This is a genomic window from Streptomyces sp. NBC_00273 (assembly GCF_036178145.1).
Classification (GTDB): Bacteria; Actinomycetota; Actinomycetes; order Streptomycetales; family Streptomycetaceae; genus Streptomyces.
Map to the genome: position 1 here is coordinate 3,479,760 of NZ_CP108067.1, position 23,388 is coordinate 3,503,147.

Here is a 23,388-nt window from a genome sequence, read left to right on the forward strand (position 1 = left end):
CTCAGTGTGGCGCCAGTGACTTCGACCGGCTCCGCTTCGTTCCCTCGGACGGAGGTGTACGCCATGGTGGCTCCACCGGACAATGCTCCGCCTGACAATGACGTCCTGTGGACTCGGTCCCTGCACTACTCCCACAGCGGGTCCCCCCGGACGAAGTCCGGGGGAGGCTCCCCCGCCCTCGTCGAGATCTCCGTCGGTGTCCGTCAGGGCGAGATCCTCGCCCTGACCGGTCCCCGCGGCAGTGGCAAGACCACCCTGCTCCGCTGTCTGTCCGGGCAGCTGCGGCCCCAGCAGGGCGAGGTCTGGTTCAACAGCGTCCCCGTGCACACCATGGGCGCGCTCGTCCGCGAACGGCTGCGCCGCGACCGGTTCGGCTGGATCGGCCACGAGCCCCAGCTGCTGCCCGAGCTGAAGGTCTGGGAGAACGCGGCCCTGCCCCTGCTGCTCGCCGGAGCCTCCCACCGCAGCGCCCGCACGGCTGCCTGCGAATGGTTGGAACGCCTGGACATCGCCGGCTTCGCCCGCAAGCGCCCCGGCGCCCTGACCCGCGCCGAGTGCCAGCGCGTCGCACTCGCCCGGGCGCTGGTCAACGAGCCCGCGGTGATCTTCGCCGACGAGCCCACGGCCCCGCTCCACCGCACCGAGCGTGCCCTGCTGCTGCGCACGCTGACCACCGCGGCCCGCTCCCACGACATCACCGTGCTGCTGGCCACCCATGACGAGGCCACCGCGGACGTCGCGGACCGCCGGATCGCCCTGCTCGACGGCCGCCTCGCGGGGGCCGCGGCCGCCGACTCCCCCGTCGCCGACACCACGGAGGACCAGGCCGCGTGCTCGCTCTCCGCCTAGCCCGTGGTTCCCGGCCGCTCGTCCAGCTGCGGCGGCTCCTCGTCGCCGCGGCCTCGGCCGGAACCGGATTCCTGCTCCTCTATGTACTCGTCGGTGCCGTGGCCCAGCCCGCCGGATCGTTCCCTCGCCTGCTGTGGGCCCTGATCCCGTTGGCCGTCACCGGGCACTTCGCCGTCGTCGTGGCCCGGGCCGACCCCGCGACCCAGCCCCGCGAGGGACTGGACGCCGTCGGGCTGGGACCCGTTCGGCTCATGCTGGCCGCCGCGATCTCCACCGCCGTCGCCTGCGCCCTGGGCAGCGCCGTGGCCCTGGCCGCCTTCCTCCACCTGCGCGGGGAACTGGCAGGTCTGCCGTTCGACGGGACCGGGGCCGAACTGCTCCATGCCGACCAGCCGCTGCCGGTGGCGGGCGCCCTCACCCTGTTGGCGCTGATCCCGCTGACCGCCTCGGCCGCCACCGCCCTCGCCCTGCGACCGCACCCGCCGCTGGCCCCCCAGACCGGACTGCCCTGGGGCATCGCGCTGACCGCCTGCGGACTCGCCGCCTCCGCCTACGCGGGCCGGGGCGATGCCGGGGCGCTCATCGGCTGGTCGCTGACCGCGGTCGGGCTCGCCCTGGCCGGACCGGGGCTCGCCTACGCCTGCGGGAGCCTGGTCCAGGCCGTGCGCCCCGGAGCACTGCGGCTGCTGGCCGGACGGACCCTCCAGGAGGAGGCCCCCCGGATCGGCCCCCCGCTCGGAGTGCTCTGCTCGGTGGCCGCAGGTGCCCTGACCGCGTTCGCCCTGCGCGACCGGGGCGGGCTGCCCGTCCCGCTGGGCCCGCTGACCTGGCCGGCCGTCGCCCTGGTGGCCCTGTGCGCCGCCGCGACCCTTCTCACATCCGTGGTGGAGGCCCGCCGGAGTCGGCAGCCCGGACGCACGGCCCTGCTCGACCTGGGTGCCCCGTCCAACGTCCTGCGCAGCGCCGCGAGTCTGCGGGCCACCGCCCTGCTGGCCGTGTGCGTACCGCTCAGCTGGGGTGTGGCGCAGCTGACGTCGCTGGCATTGACCCGCTGACACGAGCAGCCCTTAGGGTGGGCCGAATGGTCAACCCAGACATCGAGATCGAGACGCTCGCCGAATTCGACCAGGTCGTGGCACGCGGCTCGCTCAGCGGCTACCGGATCCAGTCGGTCAACCTGCTGGAGCGGACCTTCGCGCTGCTGGCCGCCGACACCTCGGCGGCCGTGTTCCTGGGCTGCGCGATGGAGCCCGACGCGGCGGCGAAGGTCCGCGCCGACGGCGCGCTGGTCTTCCCGCCGATACCGGACCTGCCGTTCGACCCGTACCGGGGCCTGCTCTACACGCCCGAGGAGCTCTTCGCCGGGCTGCCCGACGGGTACGAAACCACCCCCGACGCCGAGGCGTACGCCTGGTTCCAGGAGACGAAGTCCGACGGAGACGTCTTCTCCTCGATGCTCCGTTCCGTCCATGACGACGCCATCTCCGACGCCCTCGACGAGCACCTCCGCGGTGTCCGGGTCGTCGGTGTGATGGGCGGCCACGCGATGGCCCGCGGCGGTACGGACTACCGCGGCGCGGCGGAGCTGGGCCGGGCACTGACCCGGTCCGGGTTGACGGTGGCCACCGGCGGTGGCCCGGGTGCGATGGAGGCCGCCAACCTCGGCGCCTACCTGGCCCCGGCCCCGGACGAGGCCCTCGCCGAGGCCCTGGAGATGCTGGCCAAGGCCCCCTCCTTCGCGCCGTCGGTGTCCGACTGGGCGCGCGCGGCCTTCGCCGTGCGCGAGCGCTTCCCCGCCGGCGGCGACTCGGTGGGCATCCCCACCTGGTTCTACGGGCACGAGCCGCCGAACGCCTTCGCGGGCCACATCGCGAAGTACTTCGCCAACGCCACCCGCGAGGACGGGCTGCTGGCCCGCTCGACCGCGGGCGTGGTCTTCCTGCCCGGCGCGGCGGGCACCGTCCAGGAGATCTTCGACAACGGGACTCCGAACTACTACGAGTCCCGGGGCGAGCCGGCCCCGATGATCCTCGTCGGCCGCACCCACTGGACCGAGCACCTTCCGGCCTGGCCGCTGCTGCGGGCACTGGCGCGGGGCCGTGCGATGGAGTCGCGCATCGCGCTCGTCGATTCGGTGGACGAGGTCCCCGGCGTCCTCGCTTCGATGAGCTGAGCTCCAGAAGCAACTTCCCGGCCCGTTCTGACGTCTGGCAGAGGTACCGCAAAACCTGCCAGACGTGAACGGAGCCCTTGGTGCTCATAGGCCTGCTGACCGCTGTCGCGGCGTCCATCTGCTACGGCACGGGATCCGTGCTGCAAGCCGTCGGATCGCGCCGCGCCGCACGCATGTCCCCGACCGCTGCCGGGGTGACCGCCCATGGCGGTCCCAACCTGTCGTCCACCGCGAAAGCGGCGATGACCTGGGAGTTCATCGTCGGCACCATCCTGGACTTCGTGGGCTTCGGACTCGGCGCCCTGGCCGCCCGGCTGCTTCCCCTCTTCCTCTCCCAGACGGTGATCAGCGCCAACCTGGTGATCACGGCCGTGCTGAGCGTCAAGATGCTCGGCATCCGGCTGAGCCGGAAGGAATGGACCTCGATCGGGGTCGTCTGCACCGCGCTGGTGCTGCTGGCGACGGCCGCGGGCCACGAGGGCGGCCACCACGCGCCGATGTCCACGCACTGGTGGCTGCTGGGGATCACCGTGCTGCTGATGGTGGGCGGCACGGTGGCCGTACGCCTCCTCGGAGGCAGCGCCGCGATCCTGGCGGGCCTGCTGTCGGGCCTGGGCTTCGGCGCGCTCGGCGTCGGCGTCCGGATCCTGAACGGCGTGGACCCGTTCGACCTCGGCACCTTCCTCACCGACCCGGCCCTCTACGCCATCCTGGTGGCGGGCATCGGCGGCATGTACCTGCACACGGTCGCCCTCCAGATCGGCTCGGTGAACGGCGCCACGGCGGCCCTGGTCGTCGGCGAGACGGTTCTGCCCGGCGCGATCGGCGTCCTGTGGCTCGGTGACGCCTCCCGCCCGGGCCTCGCCTGGCTCGCGGTCCTCGGCTTCGTCATGGCCGTCGCCGGAGCGGTGGCCGTCGCCTGGTACGGCAAGCACGAGGGGGCCGACGAGGGCGCCGTCGCCCCGGTGCCGGAGCCGGTCGGCTGACCCACCGGCCGGCCGGGCTCCCTCACCCGGTCGGCCGCCCCCCGGTGGTGGCGCGGCAGTGACTGCCGCTTGCTGGACCAGGGGAGAGAGTGAGGGTTCGTGAGTTCCACGACCGATCGGCTCGATACGCCACGCGCGGCCGGGATGGCCGGAATCGCCTTCGCCCTGCTGCTCGGGGCGGCGATCGTCCTGATGCGGATCGCCGTCCCGTCGGGCAGCGCCGTCGACATGCCCATCGACCAGGACAAGCGCTGGGCCGTCCAAGTGTCACTGGAGATCGTGCCCTTCGCGGGCATCTTCTTCCTCTGGTTCATGGGCGCCCTGCGCGCGCATACGGGCGCGGCCGAGGACCGGTTCGTCGCCACCGTGTTCCTCGGCAGCGGATTCGTCTTCGTGGCCACCCTGTTCGCCTCCGCCGCGGCGGCGGGCACCGTGCTGGCCGAGGGAACGCCCTCCGATTTCGGCCGCCACTACGCCTACACCCTCCTCGCGACGTACGCCATGCGGATGGCGGCCGTCTTCGCCCTCGCGACCTCGACCATCGGGCGGATGCTCGGCGTCTTCCCGCGGCCACTGGCCCTGCTGGGCACCGTCGTCGGCCTGGTCCTGCTCGTGATCGGTTCCGGAGTGCCCTGGTCCGAGCTGGTGTTCCCGCTCTGGGCACTGATCCTCAGCCTGTACATCCTGCGCGTCCGGCGCGGCACCACCCACCGGCCTCCGACCCCCACCGAACCGCCCTGACCTGCGGATCCGTACTCCGGCAGGCGCCCTGTAAGCGCCGCGTGCATGCTGGTGGGAAGGGGAGGGCCCGGGGGGTCCGGGGGGTGACGGGGAGGGACGGCCAAGGGAAAGGCAGAACCGTCATGAGGCTTGTCGTCGACCTCAACCGCTGCCAGGGATACGCCCAGTGCGCATTCCTCGCTCCCGATGTCTTCGCCATGCACGGCGACGAGTCACTGCTCTACAACCCGGAGGCGGATCCGGCGCAGCGCGAGGACGTCATGCGTGCCGTGGCCGCCTGCCCGGTCCAGGCCATCCTTCTGGAGATCACGGACGAGGACATGGCGAACATGGTGGCCCCGGACGCCGTGGCCGGCGCCGGATCTCCTTCCGGAGGCGCGCGGTGACGAGTACAGGAACGCACGACGGATCCCTGGAGCGCCTCAAGCGCGAGGGCCGCATCGTCGTCGTCGGCGCATCCCTGGCCGGTCTGCGGGCCGCGGAAACCATGCGCGAGAAGGGTTTCGCCGGTTCGCTGACGATGATCGGCGACGAACCGTACGAGCCGTACGACCGGCCCCCGCTGTCCAAGCAGGTCCTGCTGGGCAACGCGGTCGCCGACCACACGGCGCTGCCCCGCCGCCGGGCGATCGACGCCGACTGGCGCCTCGGGGTCCCGGCCACGGGCCTGGACATGGCCGCCCGCCGGGTCGAGCTCGGCAACGGCGACGCGGTCGAGTACGACCGGCTGCTGATCGCCACCGGCGTGCGCGCCAGGCCCTGGCCCAACGCGGAGGAAGGCGCCCTCAAGGGCGTCTTCGTGCTGCGCACCCGCGACGACGGCGAAGGGCTGCAACGGGCCCTGGCCGCAGGTCCCCGCCGGGTGTTGGTCATCGGAGCCGGATTCACCGGGTCCGAGATCGCCTCCGCGTGCCGGGAGCGCGGCCTGGACGTCACCGTCGCCGAACGGGGCGATGCTCCGTTGGTCGGTGCGCTGGGCGGGGTGATCGGCGCGGTGGCAGCCGAGATGCACCGCGAGAACGGCGTCGACCTGCGTACGGGCGTCATGGTGACCTCGTTGGAGGGGGACCCCTCCGGGCGGGTCCGCGCCGCGCACTTCTCCGACGGGTCCACCGTGGAGGCGGACGTGGTGGTCGTCTCGCTGGGCGCACAACGCAACACCGAGTGGCTCTCCGGCTCCGGGCTGGGCGCGGGTCCGCGGGGCATCGCCTGCGACGCCGGCTGCCGGGCCTTCGACGTCCGGGGCATCGTCACCGACGACATCTACGTGGCGGGTGACGTGGCACGTTCCCCGCACGCCCTGTTCGGCTACCAGTTCCTGTCGCTGGAGCACTGGGGCAACGCCGTCGCCCAGGCCGACACCGCCGCGCACAACATGCTCAGCGCGAGCGCCGACCGCCGTCCCCACCTGTGGGTTCCGGCGTTCTGGTCCTCCCAGTTCGGCGTGAACATCAAGTCGGTCGGGGTGCCGCCGATGGGGACCGAGATCCTCATCACCCAGGGCTCGCTCGCCGAGCGCCGGTTCGCGGCCGCGTACGGGTACCAGGGGCGACTGATCGCCGCCGTCACCTTCGACAACTGCCGGTGGCTGCCGTTCTACGAGCAGCAGATCGAGGCCACCGCGCCGTTCCCGCCGCCGTTCTCCACGGTGGACCGCAGGCCCGAGGGAACCAAGCCGATGCCGGCCGACTTCCCCGACCCCTCCGTCCCGACCCACGGGCCGACCATCACGCTGAGCGGCTACTCGCCGGCGGACCGGAAGATGACCTTCACCCCCGGAAGATGACCTGTACCCCCGCGCACCGCCGGCCGCGCCGCACCGCGCCCTCCCCCGAGGATCACGAGGACCTGTAATGACACAAGCCCTGCTGCGGGAGATCATCGACTACGCGAACCGCGCGAATCCGTACCCCCTGTACGAGGAGCTCCGCAAGACCCCGGTCTCCCACGACGGGGACGGCCCGTACGTCATCAGCACGTACTACGAGATCCACAGCCTCCTGCACGACCCGCGGATCAGCTCCGACGCCAAGAACCTGAAGGCGACCGGGAACGATCCGCTCGGGGAGCAGCCCGACGAGGAGGGGGCGACGCTGCCCCCGTCCTTCCTCAAGCTCGACCCGCCCGACCACGACCGGCTGCGGCGTATGACGAACCGCCCGTTCGGGCCGCCGCACGCCCCCCACCGGGTGCACGACATGCGCGACGAACTCGGCGGCCTCGTCTCCGGGCTCATCGACGGCATCGCGGACACCGGACAGCTGGACCGGATCGACCTCGTCGACCAGTTCGCGTACCCCTTCCCGGTCACCGTCATCTGCCGGCTGCTCGGCATCCCCCGCGAGGACGAACCCCGCTTCCACGTGTGGGCGGAGACCCTGGCCGCCAGCCTGGACCCCGACCCGGACGCGGACCCCACGCAGCACGGCAAGGGCACGATGGACGCCCGCATGGAGCTGGGCATGTACTTGGCCGGGCTGATCGAGGAGCGCCGCAAGAAGCCGGGCGACGACATGCTGTCCCAGCTGGCGACGGCGGACGGCCCCGACGGCGCGATGACGACCATGGAGGCCCTCAGCACCTCCGCACTGCTGCTGATCGCGGGCCACGAGACCACGGTCAACCTCATCACCAACGGGATGCTGACGCTGCTGCGCCACCCGGAGGTCCTCCAGCGGCTGCGCGACGATCCGGACCTGGCCGTCCCGATCGTCGAGGAGCTGCTGCGGTACGAGCCGCCCGTGCAGCTGCTGCCCCAGCGCACCACCCTCTCCGACATCGAGGTCGCCGGGGTCACCATCCCCAAGGGCGCGTCCCTGTGGCTGATGCTGGCCTCCGGGAACCGCGACCCGAAGCGGTTCGAGGACCCGAACCGCTTCGACCCGGACCGCAAGGACATCCAGCACCTCGGCCTCGGCAGCGGGATCCACAGCTGCTTCGGGGCGCCGTTGGCCCGGCAGGAGGCCCAGCTGGCGCTGAGCGAGCTGGCCCGCAGGCTGGAGAATCCGCGGCTGCTGGAGGACCCGCCCCCGTACCGACAGAACGCGGTCCTGCGCGGCCCGCGCCACCTGCCGATCGCCTGCGACGGCATCCGCCCCTAGCCCCTAGAAGTCCTGTCGTGCGGCCCCTTCGGGCAGAACGACCACCTCGGCGGGGGTGAAGGCCACCTCGACCCGGTCCCCCACGTCCGGCGCCCCCGCCAGCCCGCACTCCGCCTCCAGCACCGGTCCCGTCTCGGGCCGCAGCACCAGCGCGACGTGCGTCCCGCGGAAGGTGCGGGAGACCACCTCGCACTTCAGGCCCGCCGCGCAGAGCACGACGCCGGCCGGGCGGATCAGCAGCCGCTGCTCCCCCTCGGGGGACCCCTCCGGTACCGGGACCTTGCCCCACGCGGTGGCGGCCCGCGTGCCCGAGACCACGGCCGGGACCACGTTCTCGAAGCCGAGGAACCGCGCCACGAACTCCGACGCGGGCCGCTGCCACACCTCCAGCGGGGTCCCGGCCTGCGCGATCCGGCCGTCCCGCATCACCACCACCCGATCGGCCAGGGCGAAGGCCTCGCCCTGGTCGTGCGTGACGGCCAGCACGGTCGTGCCCAGTCGGGAGAACAGCCCCCGCAGCTCCACCACGAGCCGCTCCCGCAGCCCCCGGTCGAGCTGCCCCAGCGGTTCGTCGAGCATCAGCAGCCGCGGCGACGGTGCCAGCGCCCGGGCCAGCGCCACCCGCTGCTGCTCGCCGCCCGACAGGGACGCCACCGCCCGGCCCTGGGCCCCGGGGAGCCCGACCAGTTCCAGCAGTTGCGCGACCCGGTCCGCGGACGAGGCCCGCCCGGCTCCCCGCATCCGCAGCCCGAAGCAGACGTTCCCGCCGACGTCGCGGTGCGGGAAGAGCTGGTGGTCCTGGAACATCAGGCCCACGCCCCGCCGGTGCACGGGGACCTCCGCCTGGTCGGCCCCGCCCAGCAACACCCGGCCGGCGGACACCTGCTGGAGTCCGGCGACGACCCGCAGCAGCGTGGACTTGCCGCTTCCGCTCGGCCCCAGCACGCACACGACCTCGTGCTCGGATACCGCGAGGTCCACGCCGTCCAGGGCATACTGGGCCGCGCGCTCACCGAAGCGGACCGACACCCCCTCCAGCTGAAGCAGTGTCATCAGAACTCTCCGGAGGTCTTGTCGGGCCGCAGTCGCTCCAGCAGCAGCAGGGACACCGCGCACACCAGCATCAAAATCGTGCTCAGGGCCATCGCCTGGCCGTAGTTCAGCTCTCCGGCCCGCCCCAGCAGCCGCGCCACGGCCACCGGCAGAGTCGGCCGGTCCGCCCGCGCGATGAACACGGTCGCGCCGAACTCCCCCAGGGACACCGCGAAGGCGAACCCGGCCGCGATCAGCAGCGCCCGCCGCACCAGCGGCAGGTCCACCTCCCGCCAAGCCCGCAGCGGTGACGCGCCGAGCACCGCGGCGGCCTCCCGCAGCCGCCCGTCCACCGCGCGCAGCACCGGCAGCATGGTCCGTACGACGAAGGGCACGCCCACCAGGGCCTGCGCCAGCGGGACCAGGATCCACGAGGTCCGCAGATCCAGCGGCGGCTCGTCCAAGGTGATCAGGAACCCGAAGCCCACGGTCACGGCGGACACCCCGAGCGGGAGCATGAGCAGCGCGTCGAAGCCGCGTACGAAGCGGCCGCCGCGCCGGGTCAGCGCCGCGGCCGCGAGCCCCCCGATGACCAGGGCGATCGCGGTGGCGGCGAGCGCGTACTGCAGGGAGTTCCAGATCGCCTCCAGCGGCGCCACCAAGAAGGTCCCGCCACCGGCGCCGGCGTCCTGCAGTGCCCGGTAGTAGCCGAGGCCGTAGCCGTCGGGGGTGTCGAAGGACCGCTCGACGAGCACGCCCAGCGGCGCCACGATCAGCAGCGCGACGGTCAGCAGCACCCCGCCCAGCAGCGTGCGCTGCGCCCAGCCGCGCGGCCGGTGCGTGGTGCGGCCCGGATCGACCAACCGCAATGCGGTCTCGCGCTTGCGGACGGTCCAGGCGTGCACGGCGAGGATCGCGCCGATCGTGGCGAACTGCACCATCGTCAGGACGGCCGCCGTCGGCAGGTCCAGGAGCTGCGCGGTCTGCCGGTAGACCTCCACCTCCAGGGTGGAGTACGCGGGTCCGCCGAGGATCAGTACGACGCCGAAGGAGCTGAAGGTGAACAGGAACACCATCAGCGCGGCAGCGGCCACGGCCGGGGCGAGCGCGGGCAGCGTCACCCGCCGCCAGGCGGTGAACCGCCCGGCGCCCAACACCCGGGCGGCCTCTTCCTGGCGCGGATCCAGCTGGGCCCACAGCCCGCCGACCGTGCGGACGACGACGGCGTAGTTGAAGAAGACGTGCGCGAGCAGGATCGCCCAGACGGTGGTGTCGAGCCGGACGCCCACCAGTTCGTCCAGCAGCCCGCCCCGCCCCAGCAGCGCGAGGAAGGCCGTGCCGACCACCACGGTCGGCAGCACGAAGGGAACGGTCACCACGGCGCGCAGCAGCTGCTTTCCCGGGAACTCGAAGCGCGCGAAGACGTACGCGGCGGGAAGCGCGATCAGCAGCGTGAGCAGGGTGGAGGCGAACGCCTGCCAGGTGGTGAACCACAGCACGTCGACGATGTCGGGCCGGGCCAGCACCTCCGCGAACCGGCCGAACTGCCACCCTTCGTCGGTCTTCAGGCCGCGCCCGACGATCGCGGCGACGGGGTAGGCGAAGAACAGCCCGAAGAAGGCGAGGGGGACGGCCATCAGGGCGAGCCGCACGGCGGTCGCCCGCGCCCCCTCGCGGGGGCCGGAGCCCGGCGCGGCGTCCCCCAACGCCGTGCCCGGCTCCTTGGTACCGCTTACTTCACGACGAGCGCGGTCCATGCCTTGACCCACTGCTCACGGTTCTTGGCGATGGTCTCGGGAGCCACGTCCTCCGGCTTCTCGACCACCACACCGTGCTTGGTGAACAGCTCCGGCAGGACGGCGTCCTTCGTCACGGGGTTCACGAACATCTGGAGCGGCATGTCCTCCTGGAACTTCTTGCTGACCAGGAAGTCCACGAGGGCCTTGCCGCCCTCCTCGTTCTTGGCGCCCTTGAGCAGGCCCGCGAACTCGATCTGGCGGAAGCAGGTGCCGGTGGAGACGCCCGTGGGGGCCTCGGTGGGCTGGGGCTCGCCGTACAGGACCTCGACCGGCGGGCTGGAGGCGTAGGAGACGACCAGCGGGCGGTCGCCCTTGGCCTTCTTGCCGCCCGCGGAGCCGGAGAAGCGCTCGTTGTAGGCCTGCTCCCAACCGTCGACGACCTCGACGCCGTTGGCCTTCAGCTTGCTCCAGTAGTCCTTCCAGCCGTCCTCGCCGTACTTGCCGACGGAGGCGAGCAGGAAGCCGAGACCGGGCGAGGAGGTCGCGGCGTTCTCGGTGACCAGCAGGTTCTTGTACTCCGGCTTGATCAGGTCGTCCAGCGTCTGCGGCGGGGCGATCTTCTTCTCGGCGAAGTACGCCTTGTCGTAGTTGACGCAGATGTCACCGGAGTCGATCGGGGTGACCCGGTGCTCCTTGTCGAGCACGTACTCGGGCTTCACCTCGGCCAGGCCCTTGGCCTCGTACGGCGTGAAGATGCCGTTGTCGAGCGCGCGCGAGAGGAGGGTGTTGTCCACGCCGAAGAAGACGTCACCGCGCGGGGAGCCCTTGGTGAGGATCTCCTGGTTCAGGGCGGCGCCCGCGTCCCCGGACTTCAGCACCTTCACGGTGTAGCCGCTCTGCTGCTCGAACTCCTTGAGGACCGTGTCGGTCACGTTGAAGGAGTCGTGGGAGACCAGCGTCACGGTCTTGGACTTCGGGGCGTCGCTCACGCCGGCGGGCTTGTCCTTGGTGTCGCCGCCGCCGCAGGCACTGAGCGTGGTGACGCCCAGCGCGGCCGCGAGCGCGACGCCCGCGATCTTCTTGGTGGTGCTCATCGGTGAATTCCTCCTGGGATGTCCAGGAGAAGACGCGGCCCTGCCCGGCGCTCTGTGGGAGCGGACGCCGGGCAGGGCGCAACAGCAAGAGTGGTGACCGAACTTCCTACCCCGAATGACCGGGGCGAGGTTCAGAGGGTCTGCGGATGACGGATACCGCACTCTCAGCGCTGTGGCGCTCCCCTGTCGGAATATGAAATTGGTTCGGCCACAGGGTACCCCGTGGCCGAATCGCATCGAACAGAACCGGAATCTAGCGCTCCGAGGCGGCCAGCTGGCCGCACGCGCCGTCGATCTCCTGGCCCCGGGTGTCCCGTACGGTCACCGGCACGCCGTGCCGGGCGATGGCCTCCACGAAGGCCTTCTCGTCCTCGGGCCGCGAGGCGGTCCACTTGGAGCCCGGCGTCGGGTTGAGCGGGATGAGGTTGACGTGCACGCGCTTGCCCTTGAGCAGCTTGCCCAGGAGGTCACCGCGCCAGGCCTGGTCGTTGATGTCGCGGATCAGGGCGTACTCGATCGAGATCCGCCGGCCGGACTTCTCGGCGTACTCCCAGGCCGCACCGAGCACCTCGCGGACGTTCCAGCGGGTGTTCACGGGGACGAGGGTGTCGCGCAGCTCGTCGTCGGGCGCGTGCAGCGAGACGGCGAGGCGGCACTTGAAGCCCTCGTCGGCGAAGCGCAGCATGGCCGGGACCAGGCCGACCGTGGAGACCGTGATGCCGCGCTGCGACAGGCCCAGGCCGTCGGGCTCCGGGTCGGTCAGCCGGCGGATGGCGCCGACCACGCGGTTGTAGTTGGCCAGCGGCTCGCCCATGCCCATGAAGACGATGTTCGACAGCCGCGCCGGGCCGCCGGGGACCTCGCCGTCGCGCAGCGCGCGCATGCCGTCGACGATCTGGTGCACGATCTCGGCAGTGGACAGGTTGCGGTCCAGACCCGCCTGGCCGGTGGCGCAGAACGGACAGTTCATGCCGCAGCCGGCCTGCGAGGAGATGCACATGGTGACCCGGTCGGGGTAGCGCATCAGCACGGACTCGACGAGCGTTCCGTCGTGCAGCTTCCACAGGGTCTTGCGGGTGGTGTCGTCGTCGCACGAGATGTGCCGGATGACGCTCATCAGGTCCGGCAGCAGCTCCTGCTGGAGCTTCTCCCGCGAGCCGGCCGGGATGTCGGTCCACTCGGCCGGGTCGTGCGCGTACCGGGCGAAGTAGTGCTGGGAGAGCTGCTTGGCCCGGAACGGCTTCTCGCCGATCGCGGCGACCGCCTCGCGGCGCTCGGCCGGGGTCAGGTCGGCAAGGTGCCGGGGCGGCTTCTTGGCCCCGCGAGGGGCGACGAAAGTAAGCTCACCCGGGACAGGACGGGGGGCCATGAGTGGTACTCCTCAAGTCTGACGAACCCTGGGCGGGCGATCTCCGCACACGAGCGGAGTCGACGTGATGCCACGCCCGGTGCCCGGAGAGCTCACGGGTCCATCCCGTAGAAACGGGAAAGCGCACCACGTATCAGTGGCGCGCTTTCCAGGATAACCCGGACGGGTCAGCCGGTGCCTACGAAGGCCGCCAGCAGCAGCCACACCACCGGGGCCGTCGGAAGCAGGGAGTCCAGCCGGTCCATGATGCCGCCGTGTCCCGGCAGCAGGGTGCCCATGTCCTTGATGCCCAGGTCCCGCTTGATCATCGACTCGCCCAGGTCACCCAGGGTGGCGCTGACCGCGACCGCGAGGCCGAGCAGCAGGCCCTGCCACCAGGAGCCGCCGTCGATCAGGAACTCCATGCACAGCGCGCCGGCCGCCATCGCGAAGGCCACCGCGCCGAACAGTCCCTCGCGGGTCTTGCCGGGGCTGATGCGCGGCGCGAGCTTGGTCTTGCCGAAGCGCCAGCCGACCGCGTAGGCCCCGGTATCGCTGACCACGGTCAGGAGCAGGAAGGTGATCACGCGCTCGGGACCGTCGTCGGCGGTGAGCAGCATCGCGACGAAGGTGGCCAGGAAGGGCACGTAGAACGCCGCGAAGGCGCCCGCCGTGACGTCCTTGAGGTAGTCCTCGGGCGGTTCGGTCATCCGCCACACCAGGACCGCCAGCACGGTCAGGGCCATGGCGACCCAGGCGCCCTCGGCCCCCCGGACGTATCCGGCGATGACCATGGCGGCGCCACCGACCGCGAGCGGGACCAGCGGGGCCTTGATGCCCTTCTGCTCCTGCAGCCGGGAGGTGAGCTCCCACAGGCCGACGACGACCGCGACGACGACGACGCCGACGAAGACGGCCTTGACGATCAACAGCGACGCGAAGATCACCGCACCGAGACCCACCCCCACCCCTATGGCGGCACGCAGATCCCGGCCCGCGCGCTTCTTCGGCGGCGGGGGCGAGGCGTCCTGCGGCTGCTGGGCATGCGGAGGCGGGGGGCTGGGCATGGGCTCCTGCGGCGGCGTATCGGCGCGGAAGAGGGGGCCGCTGTCTGCGGCGACCCCCCGATCGCGTGCTTCCCGGTCGTCGAAGTCACGGCCGGCGGCATCGGGCACGATGGGCATGGGCCGAGTGTGCGGGCCCACCTGCGCATCGTATGCGGGACCCGCCGGAACCGGCTCCGGCTGCCAGGAAGAGTCGTTCATCAGACTTCGAGGAGCTCGGCTTCCTTGTGCTTGAGGAGCTCGTCCACCTGCGCGACGTACTTCGCGGTGGTGTCGTCGAGCTCCTTCTCCGCGCGGCGCACCTCGTCCTCGCCGGCCTCCTTGTCCTTGACCAGCTTGTCAAGGGCGTCCTTGGCCTTGCGGCGGACGGCGCGGAGCGAGATCTTCGAGTCCTCGGCCTTGGTGCGCGCGACCTTGATGTACTCCTTGCGGCGGTCCTGCGTCAGCTCGGGGAAGGTCACCCGGATGATGCTGCCGTCGTTGCTCGGGTTGACACCGAGGTCGGAGTCGCGGATGGCCTGCTCGATGTTGCGCAGGGCGCTCTTGTCGAACGGGGTCACGATCGCCATGCGCGGCTCGGGCACCGAGAAGGAGGCGAGCTGGTTGATGGGCGTGATGGCGCCGTAGTACTCCGCCACGATCTTGTTGAACATCGCCGGGTGCGCACGGCCGGTGCGAATCGCGGCGAAGTCTTCCTTGGCGACGACGACGGCCTTTTCCATCTTCTCCTCGGCCTCGAGGAGGATCTCTTCGGTCACCACGTGCTCCTGCATGTCAGATATGGATGGTTCAGGCGGGCGGGCGGACCCGGCGGGCCCGGTCAGGGGCTCGCTCGGTCCGGCTGCGGACTGCTCAGGCCCGGGTTTCCTGGTCGCTCACGAGCGTGCCGATCTTCTCACCCTTGACGGCGCGGGCGATATTGCCCTCGGCGAGGAGCTCGAAAACGAGGATCGGCAGCTTGTTGTCGCGGCAGAGCGTGATCGCGGTGGCGTCGGCGACCTTGAGGTCGCGGGAGAGGACCTCGCTGTACTCCAGCGCGTCGAACTTCACCGCGTCCGGGTTCTTCTTCGGGTCGGAGTCGTACACCCCGTCGACACCGTTCTTGCCCATGAGCAGGGCCTCGGCGTCGATCTCCAGGGCACGCTGGGCGGCCGTGGTGTCGGTGGAGAAGTAGGGCATGCCCATGCCGGCGCCGAAGATCACGACGCGGCCCTTCTCCAGGTGCCGCACGGCACGCAGCGGAATGTACGGCTCCGCGACCTGGCCCATGGTGATCGCGGTCTGCACGCGGGAGTCGATGCCCTCCTTCTCCAGGAAGTCCTGGAGCGCGAGGCAGTTCATGACGGTACCGAGCATGCCCATGTAGTCGGACCGGGCCCGGTCCATGCCGCGCTGCTGGAGTTCGGCGCCGCGGAAGAAGTTGCCGCCGCCGATCACGACGGCGATCTCCGCGCCGTCGCGGACCACCGCGGCGATCTCACGCGCGATGGCGTGGACGACGTCGGGGTCGACGCCCAGTCCTCCGCCACCGGAGAAGGCCTCGCCCGACAGCTTCAGCATGAAGCGGCGGCCCTTCTCGTCCTGGTCGCTCTTGTCGTCGGATGCGGTGTGGGGGTCCACGCCCTGATTCATGGAGATCTCCTCGTGCACATACGAAGAAGGCCATTGCCGGTGGGTCCTTGCGGTTCCCTCTACGGCAATGGCCTCCTCGTCAGATCTGCGGTCGCCTCGCGCGAGCGCGGACGACTGCCTCAGACCCTACCGGGGTCCGGTGTCCGTCGCGTACGGACGGACTCAGATGCCGACCTTGATGCGCGAGAAGCGCACCAGGGTGACACCGGCCTCGTCCAGAACCTTCTGGACGGACTTCTTGTTGTCCAGCGCGTAGGCCTGGCCGAGCAGCGTGGCGTCCTTGAAGAAGCCGTTGACGCGACCCTCGACGATCTTCGCGATCGCAGCCTCGGGCTTGCCCTCCTGGCGGGTGACCTCTTCGGCGATGCGCCGCTCGGACTCGACCTTCTCGGCCGGGACGTCCTCGGCGGACAGCCACTGCGGGGCGAACGCGGCGATGTGCTGCGCGACGCCGCGGGCGACCTCGGCGTTCTCCTTGTCGAGCTCGACCAGGACGCCGATCTGGAACGGCAGGTCGGGCATCGTGCGGTGCATGTACGCAGCCACGTAGCCGCCGCTGAACTGCGCGAAGCGGTCCAGGACGATCTTCTCGCCGAGGTTGGCGTTGGCCTCGTCGACGAAGGCGGTGACGGTCTGGCCCGGCTTGATCTCGGACGCGAGCAGCGCCTCGATGTCGGCCGGGGAGGTGGCGGCGACGTGCGCGGCCAGCTCGTTGGCGACGGCCAGGAACTTCTCGCCCTTGGCGACGAAGTCGGTCTCGCACTTCAGCTCGACGATGACACCGGAGGTGTTGTCGTCGGCGATGAGGGAGACGACGGCGCCGTTCTCGGCAGAACGGCCCTCGCGCTTGGCGACGCCCTTCTGACCCTTGATGCGGAGGGCTTCCTGGGCCTTGTCGACGTCACCGTCGGCGTCCACGAGCGCGTTCTTGCAGTCCAGCATGCCGGCGCCGGTGAGCTCGCGGAGCTTCTTGACGTCAGCGGCGGTGTAGTTCGCCATGAGTCTGTGATTCTCTCTCGAAGTCGTAGATCTACGGGTGAACGGCGGAGGCGCCGCGCTTGTGGCGCGGCTCCCCCGCCGTCATCGTCCGTGCTGTGAGTGCCCGGCGCGTGAACGCCGGGCGCTCTCAGTGGGTCAGGCCTGCTCGGCGTCGGCGGCCGGGGCCTCGACAGCCTCGGCGGCCGGGGCGGCAGCGGCCTCGGCCGGGGCGGCCTCGGCGTCGTCGGCCTTCTTCTCGCCCTCGAGCAGGTCGCGCTCCCACTCGGCGAGCGGCTCGGCGGCGGCCTTCTCGCCCGGCTTCGAGTCACCGGTCGCAGCGCCGGAGCGGGCGATGAGGCCCTCGGCGACGGCGTCGGCGATCACGCGGGTGAGCAGGGTGACGGAACGGATCGCGTCGTCGTTGCCCGGGATCTTGTAGTCGACCTCGTCGGGGTCGCAGTTGGTGTCGAGGATCGCGACGACCGGGATGTGGAGCTTGCGCGCCTCACCGACGGCGATGTGCTCCTTCTTGGTGTCGACGATCCAGACGGCGCTGGGAACCTTCGACATCTCGCGGATACCACCGAGGGTCTTCTCCAGCTTGGTCTTCTCGCGGGAGAGGACCAGGAGCTCCTTCTTGGTGAGACCCGAGGCGGCGACGTCCTCGAAGTCGATCGCCTCAAGCTCCTTCAGACGCTGAAGGCGCTTGTAGACGGTGGAGAAGTTGGTGAGCATGCCACCCAGCCAGCGCTGGTTGACGTACGGCATACCAACGCGCGTCGCCTGCTCGGCGATGGCCTCCTGGGCCTGCTTCTTGGTACCGACGAACATGATGGAGCCACCGTGCGCGACGGTCTCCTTCACGAACTCGTAGGCGCGGTCGATGTACGACAGCGACTGCAGCAGGTCGATGATGTAGATGCCGTTGCGCTCCGTGAAGATGAAGCGCTTCATCTTCGGGTTCCAACGGCGGGTCTGGTGACCGAAGTGGACGCCGCTTTCCAGCAGCTCCCGCATCGTGACGACGGCCATGGCCATCTCCTTGGTTTCTCGGTTTGGTTCCTGACGCCCCACCGCGCCCTGCCCCCATGAGGGACCGAGAGACGCTGTCACCTGGCTGTTTCAGCCTGGCGCCGGGGCGTGCGAAGTCGACCCGGTGACCCGGATCGCCACAAGAAGTGTACGGGACCCGGCGGTATGCCGGGTGACGCCGTTGTCCACAGTGCCGCGGCCGTCCACAGGACGGGGCGGCTGCCCGGGCGTGCGCGGGACGCTGGGTTCCATGACGACCTTGCTGCTCAGCCTGCTCCTGGCCCTGGCCCAGGCGACCCTTCCCGGGGTCCGTCCGCTGCCCGCTCCCCTGTCGGTGGCCCGCTGGTGGGACCCGCCGCCGACCCCCTACGCGGCCGGTCACCGCGGTGTGGACCTGTCCGCGCCGGTGGGCGCGGAGCTCCGGGCGGTCGCGGCCGGCCGGGTCCACCACGCCGGACCCGTCGCCGGGCGCGGCGTGCTCTCGCTGGCCCTGCCGAACGGGCTGCGCACCACCTACGAGCCGGTCCGACCCCTGGTCACGGAGGGCGAGCAGGTCGTGGCGGGCCAGGTGGTGGCGGTTTTGACGGACGGCTCGCACTGCCCGGCGTCATGCCTGCACTGGGGCCTCCTGGCGGGCGAGGTGTACCTCAACCCGCTCACCCTCCTCCCGCGCCCGACACCACGTCTCCTACCGGCCGGGCACCCCGCCGACGATTGAGGTACGGGGCCGCGGGGCGCAGCCCGCGGGGCCTCAGCCCCGGACGCCCCGCAGGGCCATGGCGACGGCGGCCTCCGTCACGACGGCCGGATCCTCCGCCGCGCCGAGCTCGATCCGCCGCACAGCAGCATCGACGACCCCCTGCAACAGCATGGCGGCCAGTCGCGGCTCGGCGTGCCCCAGGCCGCCCAGCGCCTCGACGATCATCGCCACCAGTCCGCCGTGGGCCGCGCGGATCTTCTCGCGGGCCCCCGCGTCCAGTTCGCTGGCCGAGATGGCCACGACCGCCCGGTGCCGCCGGTCGCCCACCAGCCCCAACTGGCTGCGCACGTAGGCCTCGATCTTCGCCTCCGGAGACTCCGCCTGCTCCATCGCCGCTTCGATCTCGGCGGCCCACACGGGGAAGTCCACGGCGCACAGTTCTTCGACCACGGCGGCACGGGAGCGGAAGTACTCGTACACGGAGGAACGGGCGAGCCCGGTCCGCTCCGCGAGGGCGGGGAAGGTCAGCGCCTCCGTCCCACCTTCGGACAGCAGAGAACGCGCAGCGTCCAAGAGGGCGCCGCGCTGCATCGACCGGTGCTCGGCCACGGAGGCCGCTCGAATCCTGGGCACGCGTCCACTCTACGGAGGTAGTGCAAGCTCACCTCCCCACATCTGCCAACTTTGCGCGCAACTGCAAAACGGACTTGGTGTGGATCTGGCTGACCCGGCTCTCGGTGACGCCGAGGACATTGCCGATCTCGGCCAGCGTGAGGCCCTCGTAGTAGTAGAGGGTCACCACGGTCTTCTCCCGCTCGGGCAGCGTGTTGATGGCCCGCGCCAACAGGCGCCGCAGCTCGCGGTCCTCGGCCACCGCCACCGGGTTGTCGGCGGCGGTGTCCTCCAAGGTGTCCATCAGCGAGAGGCGGTCGCCGCCCTCCCCTCCGACGTGCAGCAGCTCTTCCAGGGCGACCACGTTGGCCAGCGACAACTGGCTGAAGACGGTGTGGAGGTCCTCCACACCGATCCCCATCTCCCCGGCGACCTCGCTCTCCGTCGGGGTGCGCCGCAGTTGGGCCTCCAGCGTGGCGTAGGCCCGTTCCACGGCGCGCGCCTTCTGCCGGACCGAGCGCGGGATCCAGTCCAGCGCCCGCAGCTCGTCGATCATCGCGCCGCGGATCCGGGTGATCGCGTACGTCTCGAACTTGATCGACCGGTCGACGTCGAACTTCTCGATGGCGTCGATCAGCCCGAAGACCCCGGAGGAGACGAAGTCGGCCTGCTCCACGTTGGGCGGCAGGCCCACGCTGACGCGGCCCGCCACGTACTTCACCAGGGGCGAGTAGTGCAAGATCAGCTGCTCCCGCAGCCGCTCGTCACCCGACTCCTTGTACGAGCGCCACAGCACCTCCAGGGACGAGGGCGCGGTGGACCGCACGCTGCCACGGGCAGCGGGGGGCACCGCAGCGCGGTCGGACCCTGAGGTGTGCTGGGGCATGCTTCGCCTTTGCCGGAGCCGGATTCCTTGGGAGCGTAGCGTGACGAGATTGTCGCGGTGCGCGAAGAGTACGGGATGGCGCGGGGGCCGGGAGGCGCCCGAACTCGCGCGGGCGCCCCGGGACCGGCGCCTGGCGCTCGGTCCCGGCGACCGCCACCGGGAAGACCGCGTCTCTCATCGCTTTCACTCTTTCACCGGAACGCCCCAGGTCAACGACCGCCTCGCCGGGCGGCTCCGGTTTGTGTGCCTCCTCCAGCCGTTTGTCTGCTCAACTGCCAGCCGTCGCCCTGCCGTTCGACGAACCCCAGAGAGTGAAGTTCGTACAGTCTGCCGATGACTTCATCGACGCCGGTGCCGGAGGCAAGTGCCACCTCGGCCACGTCCGCCGGACGGCCGGCGGGCAGCGCTTCGAGCACACGGGTGGCATCCGGGTCCAGCAGGTCCCGGGCGAGCACCGGGCCGCGCCGCTCGGGAGCCAGCTCGCCCATGGCCCCGACCAGCTCGACCACCTCGGCCGCGTCGGTGACGACCACGGCCTCGCCCCGCAGCAGTTCGTGCACCCCGGCGGAGAGCCCGCTGGTGGCGGGCCCGGGGACGCCCATGGTGAACCGTCCCAGGCGCTGCGCCCGCCGGGCCGTGACCAGGGAGCCGCTGCGGTGTGCTGCCTCCACGACGACCGTGCCCCGGGTGAGGGCGGCGATGACCCGGTTGCGCAGGACGAACCGGCTGGGCGTCGGATGGCTACCCGGTGGCAGCTCCCCGATGATCAGCCCCTGCCCGGCGATCCGGCCGAGCAGCCCGGCGTGTCCGCGCGGGTAGGCGACGTCCACCCCGCAGGCCAGCACCGCCGCGGTCGCGCCGCCCGAGGCGAGGGCCCCCCGGTGGGCGGCGCCGTCGATCCCGAACGCGGCGCCGGACACCACGACCCAGCCCCGCTCGGCGAGTCCGGCGGCCAGGACCTGGGCCATGTGTGCGCCGTACGGGGTGCAGGCACGGGCCCCGACCACGGAGACCGAACGCAGCGCCCAGGTGCGGAGGTTCGGCCGGCCCCGCAGCCACAGTCCGACGGGCCGCTCGTCGCCCAGGTCGTCGAGCTGGGTCGGCCACTGGGCCGATCCCGGGTGGACGAACCGGCCTCCGGCCTCGGCGACATCCGCCAGGTCCCGCTCGGGTTCGGCCAGCTCGGCCCGTCTGCGGTACCCGGCGAGCCGCTCGGGCCCCACCCCGGACAGGGTGTCAGGCTCCGTCCCGGGGGCGGTCAGCAGCTGCATCAGCCGGACCGCGCCGAACTCCCGCAGCCACCGCCCGCCGTGCGCGTCGCCGGGCTCCAGCACCCGGGTGAGCGCCGCCCGCGCCAGCAGTTCCGCGTCCTCGGAGCCGGTCATGTCCCGGCCCCCGGCAGCGACATCGCCCCGCGGGCGATCCCGGTCCGCAGCTCCAGCGCCACGGCCACGTCCAGCGCCTCGGGCCTCTCCCGCCCCCGCAGGTCGGCCACCGTCCAGGCGACCCGCAGCACCCGGTCCAGCCCGCGCGCGGTGAGCAGCCCGCGTTCCAGGTCGCGCTCGGCGGGAGCCAGGGCGCCGGGCCCGGCCTGCCACCGGGTGCGCAGTTGCTGCCCGGGCACCTCGGAGTTGAGCCGCCACGGCGTGTCGGCGAGCCGGGCCGCGGCACGCTCCCGGGCCTGACGCACCCGGTCGACGACCACCGCGGTGGATTCCCCGCGGCCGCCCTGCCCCAGCAGGTCGCAGCGGGTCACCGGCTCGACCTCCACCCGCAGGTCGACCCGGTCGAGCAACGGCCCCGACAGCCGCGCCTGGTAACGGCGGATCACCGAAGGCGGGCATTCGCAGCCGGCTCCGTGCAGGGTGTGGCGCCCGCACGGGCACGGGTTGGCGGCGAGCACCATCAGGAACCGGGCGGGCAGCCTTACCACTCCGGCGGCGCGGGCGATGACCACGTGCCCCGATTCGAGGGGCTGCCGCAGCGCGTCCAGCGCCCGGCTGTGGAACTCCGCGGCCTCGTCCAGGAAGAGCACGCCCCGGTGGGCCAGGGAGACCGCCCCGGGCCTGGGGATCCCGGTCCCGCCGCCCACCAGCGACTGCATGGTCGCCGAATGGTGCGGCGCGCAGTAGGGCGGCCGGGCGACCAGCGGTTCGCCGGGCGGGAGGATTCCCGCGACCGAGTGGACGGCCGTGACCTCCACGGAATCCTGACGGGTGAGCGGCGGCAGGAGCCAGGGCAGCCGCTCGGCGAGCATGGTCTTGCCCGCTCCGGGCGGTCCGCTGAGGAAGAGGTGGTGCCCTCCGGCGGCCGCCACCTCCAGGGCGCGGCGCGCCGTGTGCTGCCCCGCCACGTCGGCGAGGTCGGGGAAGTCCGTGCCGTCCTCCCGGCCGGGCCGGCCCCGGGCGAGGCCCGTACCCAGTTCCGCCCCGGGGACGAGCAGTCCGGCCAGTATCGGGTCCGGCCTGCCGGGCGGGTCGCCCGGCTCCTCCTCGGGGACCTCACCGCCGGTCAGGACCGCGATGAGCTGGCGCAGGCTGCGAACGCCGAGGACCGAGACGTCCGGTACGAGCGCGGCCTCGGCCGCGCACTGCTGCGGCACCACCACCTGCCGGTAGCCGGCCTCCGCCGCTGCGAGGACCGCCGGGAGGATCCCGCGGACCGGGCGCACGCGGCCGTCCAGCCCCAGTTCCCCGATCAGGACGAGGTCGGCGATCGCGCCCGGGTCGACCACCTCGGCGGCCCCGAGCACGGCCGCCGCGACGGCCAGGTCGAAGCCGGCGCCGGATTTCGGTACGGAGGCCGGGCTCAGCCCGACCGTGAGCTTCTTCTGCGGCCAGGCCGCTCCCGAGTTGACCACGGCCGCCCGCACCCGGTCCCGGCTCTCGACCAGGGTCTTGTCCGGCAACCCGACCAGGGTGAAGGCCGCCACGCCGGGCTCCAGGTCGGCCTGTACCTCGACCACCACGCCGTCGACGCCGACAAGGGCCACCGAGCAGGCTCGCGCGAACCCCATCAGGCCACCCCCTTGGCGTGTTCCACCAGGGGGGCGCCGCGCCGCGGCACCAGGACCCCGACGAGGTCGATGCGCACCCCGCCCGGGGGTGGTCCGCCGTGGTCGGCGAGCCAGCGCCCGGCGAGGGTGCGCAAGCGCTCGGCCTTGGCGGGCCGCACGGCGGCCATCGGATGCTCGAACTCGCCCGCCCGGCGGGTCTTGACCTCGCAGACGACGAGGGCGTCCCCGTCCCGGGCGACGATGTCGATCTCGCCGCCGCGGCACCGCCAGTTCCGCGCGATCACGGTCATCCCGGCCTCGGTCAGCCGCCGGGCCGCGAGTTCCTCGCCGTACCGCCCCAATGCCTGCTGTGCCACGCCCTTCGCGTTCATCCGGCACCACCTCCGGCACCGACGGTCCCGCACC

At 71.8% G+C, this 23,388-nt stretch carries 23 protein-coding genes; 9 read left to right on the plus strand and 14 right to left on the minus strand.

Annotated features, from left to right (window positions below; genetic code table 11):
* The first annotated feature begins 63 nt into the window (after positions 1–63).
* The 8 genes from OG386_RS14495 (at position 64) to OG386_RS14530 (ending at position 7,850) form a co-directional block, all read left to right on the plus strand.
* Positions 64–849: an ABC transporter ATP-binding protein gene (locus OG386_RS14495; protein WP_328788523.1), complete on the plus strand. Its 786-nt coding sequence runs from the start codon at positions 64–66 to the stop codon at positions 847–849.
* Entirely contained in the window at positions 831–1,904 is a 1,074-nt protein-coding gene (locus OG386_RS14500) for a hypothetical protein (protein ID WP_328788524.1), read from the plus strand. Before OG386_RS14495 ends, OG386_RS14500 begins: the two co-directional genes overlap by 19 nt.
* A gap of 26 nt (positions 1,905–1,930) precedes the next feature.
* Positions 1,931–3,022, plus strand: coding sequence for an LOG family protein (locus OG386_RS14505; protein ID WP_328788525.1), 1,092 nt, complete (start codon positions 1,931–1,933; stop codon positions 3,020–3,022).
* Positions 3,023–3,102: 80 nt separating this feature from the next.
* Positions 3,103–4,008: a hypothetical protein gene (locus OG386_RS14510; RefSeq protein WP_327383018.1), complete on the plus strand. Its 906-nt coding sequence runs from the start codon at positions 3,103–3,105 to the stop codon at positions 4,006–4,008.
* A 99-nt stretch (positions 4,009–4,107) separates the two neighbouring features.
* Entirely contained in the window at positions 4,108–4,749 is a 642-nt protein-coding gene (locus OG386_RS14515) for a hypothetical protein (protein ID WP_328788526.1), read from the plus strand.
* Between the two features lie 122 nt (positions 4,750–4,871).
* Positions 4,872–5,135, plus strand: coding sequence for a ferredoxin (locus tag OG386_RS14520; RefSeq protein WP_030016402.1), 264 nt, complete (start codon positions 4,872–4,874; stop codon positions 5,133–5,135).
* Positions 5,132–6,535 (plus strand): NAD(P)/FAD-dependent oxidoreductase, encoded by a 1,404-nt coding sequence (locus OG386_RS14525; protein ID WP_328788527.1) that lies wholly within the window; start codon positions 5,132–5,134, stop codon positions 6,533–6,535. Before OG386_RS14520 ends, OG386_RS14525 begins: the two co-directional genes overlap by 4 nt.
* 67 nt (positions 6,536–6,602) lie before the next feature.
* Complete coding sequence (locus OG386_RS14530) at positions 6,603–7,850, plus strand: cytochrome P450 (protein WP_328788528.1); 1,248 nt, start codon at positions 6,603–6,605, stop codon at positions 7,848–7,850.
* 3 nt (positions 7,851–7,853) lie between these two features.
* Here the strand turns inward: OG386_RS14530 and OG386_RS14535 are convergent, their stop codons facing one another.
* The 9 genes from OG386_RS14535 to rpsB all read right to left on the minus strand — a co-directional run bounded on the left by OG386_RS14535 (position 7,854) and on the right by rpsB (position 17,769).
* Positions 7,854–8,903, minus strand: coding sequence for an ABC transporter ATP-binding protein (locus OG386_RS14535; protein WP_328788529.1), 1,050 nt, complete (start codon positions 8,901–8,903; stop codon positions 7,854–7,856).
* Positions 8,903–10,519: an ABC transporter permease gene (locus OG386_RS14540; protein ID WP_328793255.1), complete on the minus strand. Its 1,617-nt coding sequence runs from the start codon at positions 10,517–10,519 to the stop codon at positions 8,903–8,905. Before OG386_RS14540 ends, OG386_RS14535 begins: the two co-directional genes overlap by 1 nt.
* Before the next feature lie 95 nt (positions 10,520–10,614).
* Complete coding sequence (locus OG386_RS14545; RefSeq protein ID WP_328788530.1) at positions 10,615–11,715, minus strand: thiamine ABC transporter substrate-binding protein; 1,101 nt, start codon at positions 11,713–11,715, stop codon at positions 10,615–10,617.
* 253 nt (positions 11,716–11,968) lie between these two features.
* Entirely contained in the window at positions 11,969–13,084 is a 1,116-nt protein-coding gene (rlmN, locus tag OG386_RS14550; protein ID WP_301366221.1) for a 23S rRNA (adenine(2503)-C(2))-methyltransferase RlmN, read from the minus strand.
* A gap of 167 nt (positions 13,085–13,251) precedes the next feature.
* Positions 13,252–14,328, minus strand: coding sequence for a phosphatidate cytidylyltransferase (locus OG386_RS14555; RefSeq protein WP_328788532.1), 1,077 nt, complete (start codon positions 14,326–14,328; stop codon positions 13,252–13,254).
* Positions 14,328–14,885, minus strand: coding sequence for a ribosome recycling factor (gene frr / locus OG386_RS14560; RefSeq protein WP_030016386.1), 558 nt, complete (start codon positions 14,883–14,885; stop codon positions 14,328–14,330). Before frr ends, OG386_RS14555 begins: the two co-directional genes overlap by 1 nt.
* Positions 14,886–14,979: 94 nt before the next feature.
* Positions 14,980–15,759, minus strand: a complete 780-nt coding sequence (gene pyrH, locus OG386_RS14565; protein ID WP_229876761.1) for a UMP kinase — start codon at positions 15,757–15,759, stop codon at positions 14,980–14,982.
* A gap of 162 nt (positions 15,760–15,921) precedes the next feature.
* Positions 15,922–16,758, minus strand: coding sequence for a translation elongation factor Ts (gene tsf, locus OG386_RS14570; protein WP_328788533.1), 837 nt, complete (start codon positions 16,756–16,758; stop codon positions 15,922–15,924).
* A 135-nt stretch (positions 16,759–16,893) separates the two neighbouring features.
* Positions 16,894–17,769, minus strand: coding sequence for a 30S ribosomal protein S2 (gene rpsB, locus OG386_RS14575; protein ID WP_266605433.1), 876 nt, complete (start codon positions 17,767–17,769; stop codon positions 16,894–16,896).
* A 250-nt stretch (positions 17,770–18,019) separates the two neighbouring features.
* On the opposite strand from rpsB, the gene OG386_RS14580 reads away from it, so the two are divergent.
* On the plus strand, positions 18,020–18,487 hold the full coding sequence (locus OG386_RS14580; protein ID WP_328788534.1) for a M23 family metallopeptidase: 468 nt from the start codon (positions 18,020–18,022) through the stop codon (positions 18,485–18,487).
* Between the two features lie 33 nt (positions 18,488–18,520).
* On the opposite strand, the gene OG386_RS14585 is transcribed toward OG386_RS14580, so the two are convergent.
* The 5 genes from OG386_RS14585 to OG386_RS14605 all read right to left on the minus strand — a co-directional run bounded on the left by OG386_RS14585 (position 18,521) and on the right by OG386_RS14605 (position 23,354).
* The gene (locus OG386_RS14585; RefSeq protein WP_328793256.1) at positions 18,521–19,078 is read right to left on the minus strand and encodes a TetR/AcrR family transcriptional regulator; all 558 of its coding nucleotides are present in this window, start codon (positions 19,076–19,078) and stop codon (positions 18,521–18,523) included.
* Between the two features lie 52 nt (positions 19,079–19,130).
* Positions 19,131–19,967 carry an RNA polymerase sigma factor WhiG gene (gene whiG / locus OG386_RS14590; RefSeq protein WP_328788535.1) on the minus strand — a complete coding sequence of 279 codons (837 nt, stop codon included), beginning with the start codon at positions 19,965–19,967 and terminating at the stop codon, positions 19,131–19,133.
* A gap of 209 nt (positions 19,968–20,176) precedes the next feature.
* Positions 20,177–21,352, minus strand: coding sequence for a DNA-processing protein DprA (dprA, locus tag OG386_RS14595; protein WP_328788536.1), 1,176 nt, complete (start codon positions 21,350–21,352; stop codon positions 20,177–20,179).
* Entirely contained in the window at positions 21,349–22,983 is a 1,635-nt protein-coding gene (locus OG386_RS14600; RefSeq protein ID WP_328788537.1) for a YifB family Mg chelatase-like AAA ATPase, read from the minus strand. Before OG386_RS14600 ends, dprA begins: the two co-directional genes overlap by 4 nt.
* On the minus strand, positions 22,983–23,354 hold the full coding sequence (locus OG386_RS14605) for a YraN family protein (protein WP_327383031.1): 372 nt from the start codon (positions 23,352–23,354) through the stop codon (positions 22,983–22,985). The genes OG386_RS14600 and OG386_RS14605 overlap by 1 nt, the downstream gene beginning before the upstream one ends.
* Between the last annotated feature and the right edge of the window lie 34 nt (positions 23,355–23,388).

Bases quoted from the DNA above. Each gene is read 5' to 3' on its own strand.
- OG386_RS14495 (WP_328788523.1), top strand. From the start codon at position 64: ATGGTGGCTCCACCGGACAATGCTCCGCCTGACAATGACGTCCTGTGG.
- OG386_RS14505 (WP_328788525.1), top strand. From the start codon at position 1,931: ATGGTCAACCCAGACATCGAGATCGAGACGCTCGCCGAATTCGACCAG.
- OG386_RS14520 (WP_030016402.1), top strand. From the start codon at position 4,872: ATGAGGCTTGTCGTCGACCTCAACCGCTGCCAGGGATACGCCCAGTGC.
- OG386_RS14530 (WP_328788528.1), top strand. From the start codon at position 6,603: ATGACACAAGCCCTGCTGCGGGAGATCATCGACTACGCGAACCGCGCG.
- OG386_RS14535 (WP_328788529.1), bottom strand. From the start codon at position 8,903: ATGACACTGCTTCAGCTGGAGGGGGTGTCGGTCCGCTTCGGTGAGCGC.
- OG386_RS14540 (WP_328793255.1), bottom strand. From the start codon at position 10,519: ATGGCCGTCCCCCTCGCCTTCTTCGGGCTGTTCTTCGCCTACCCCGTC.
- OG386_RS14545 (WP_328788530.1), bottom strand. From the start codon at position 11,715: ATGAGCACCACCAAGAAGATCGCGGGCGTCGCGCTCGCGGCCGCGCTG.
- rlmN (WP_301366221.1), bottom strand. From the start codon at position 13,084: ATGGCCCCCCGTCCTGTCCCGGGTGAGCTTACTTTCGTCGCCCCTCGC.
- OG386_RS14555 (WP_328788532.1), bottom strand. From the start codon at position 14,328: ATGAACGACTCTTCCTGGCAGCCGGAGCCGGTTCCGGCGGGTCCCGCA.
- pyrH (WP_229876761.1), bottom strand. From the start codon at position 15,759: ATGAATCAGGGCGTGGACCCCCACACCGCATCCGACGACAAGAGCGAC.
- tsf (WP_328788533.1), bottom strand. From the start codon at position 16,758: ATGGCGAACTACACCGCCGCTGACGTCAAGAAGCTCCGCGAGCTCACC.
- rpsB (WP_266605433.1), bottom strand. From the start codon at position 17,769: ATGGCCGTCGTCACGATGCGGGAGCTGCTGGAAAGCGGCGTCCACTTC.
- OG386_RS14580 (WP_328788534.1), top strand. From the start codon at position 18,020: ATGACGACCTTGCTGCTCAGCCTGCTCCTGGCCCTGGCCCAGGCGACC.
- whiG (WP_328788535.1), bottom strand. From the start codon at position 19,967: ATGCCCCAGCACACCTCAGGGTCCGACCGCGCTGCGGTGCCCCCCGCT.
- dprA (WP_328788536.1), bottom strand. From the start codon at position 21,352: ATGACCGGCTCCGAGGACGCGGAACTGCTGGCGCGGGCGGCGCTCACC.
- OG386_RS14600 (WP_328788537.1), bottom strand. From the start codon at position 22,983: ATGGGGTTCGCGCGAGCCTGCTCGGTGGCCCTTGTCGGCGTCGACGGC.
- OG386_RS14605 (WP_327383031.1), bottom strand. From the start codon at position 23,354: ATGAACGCGAAGGGCGTGGCACAGCAGGCATTGGGGCGGTACGGCGAG.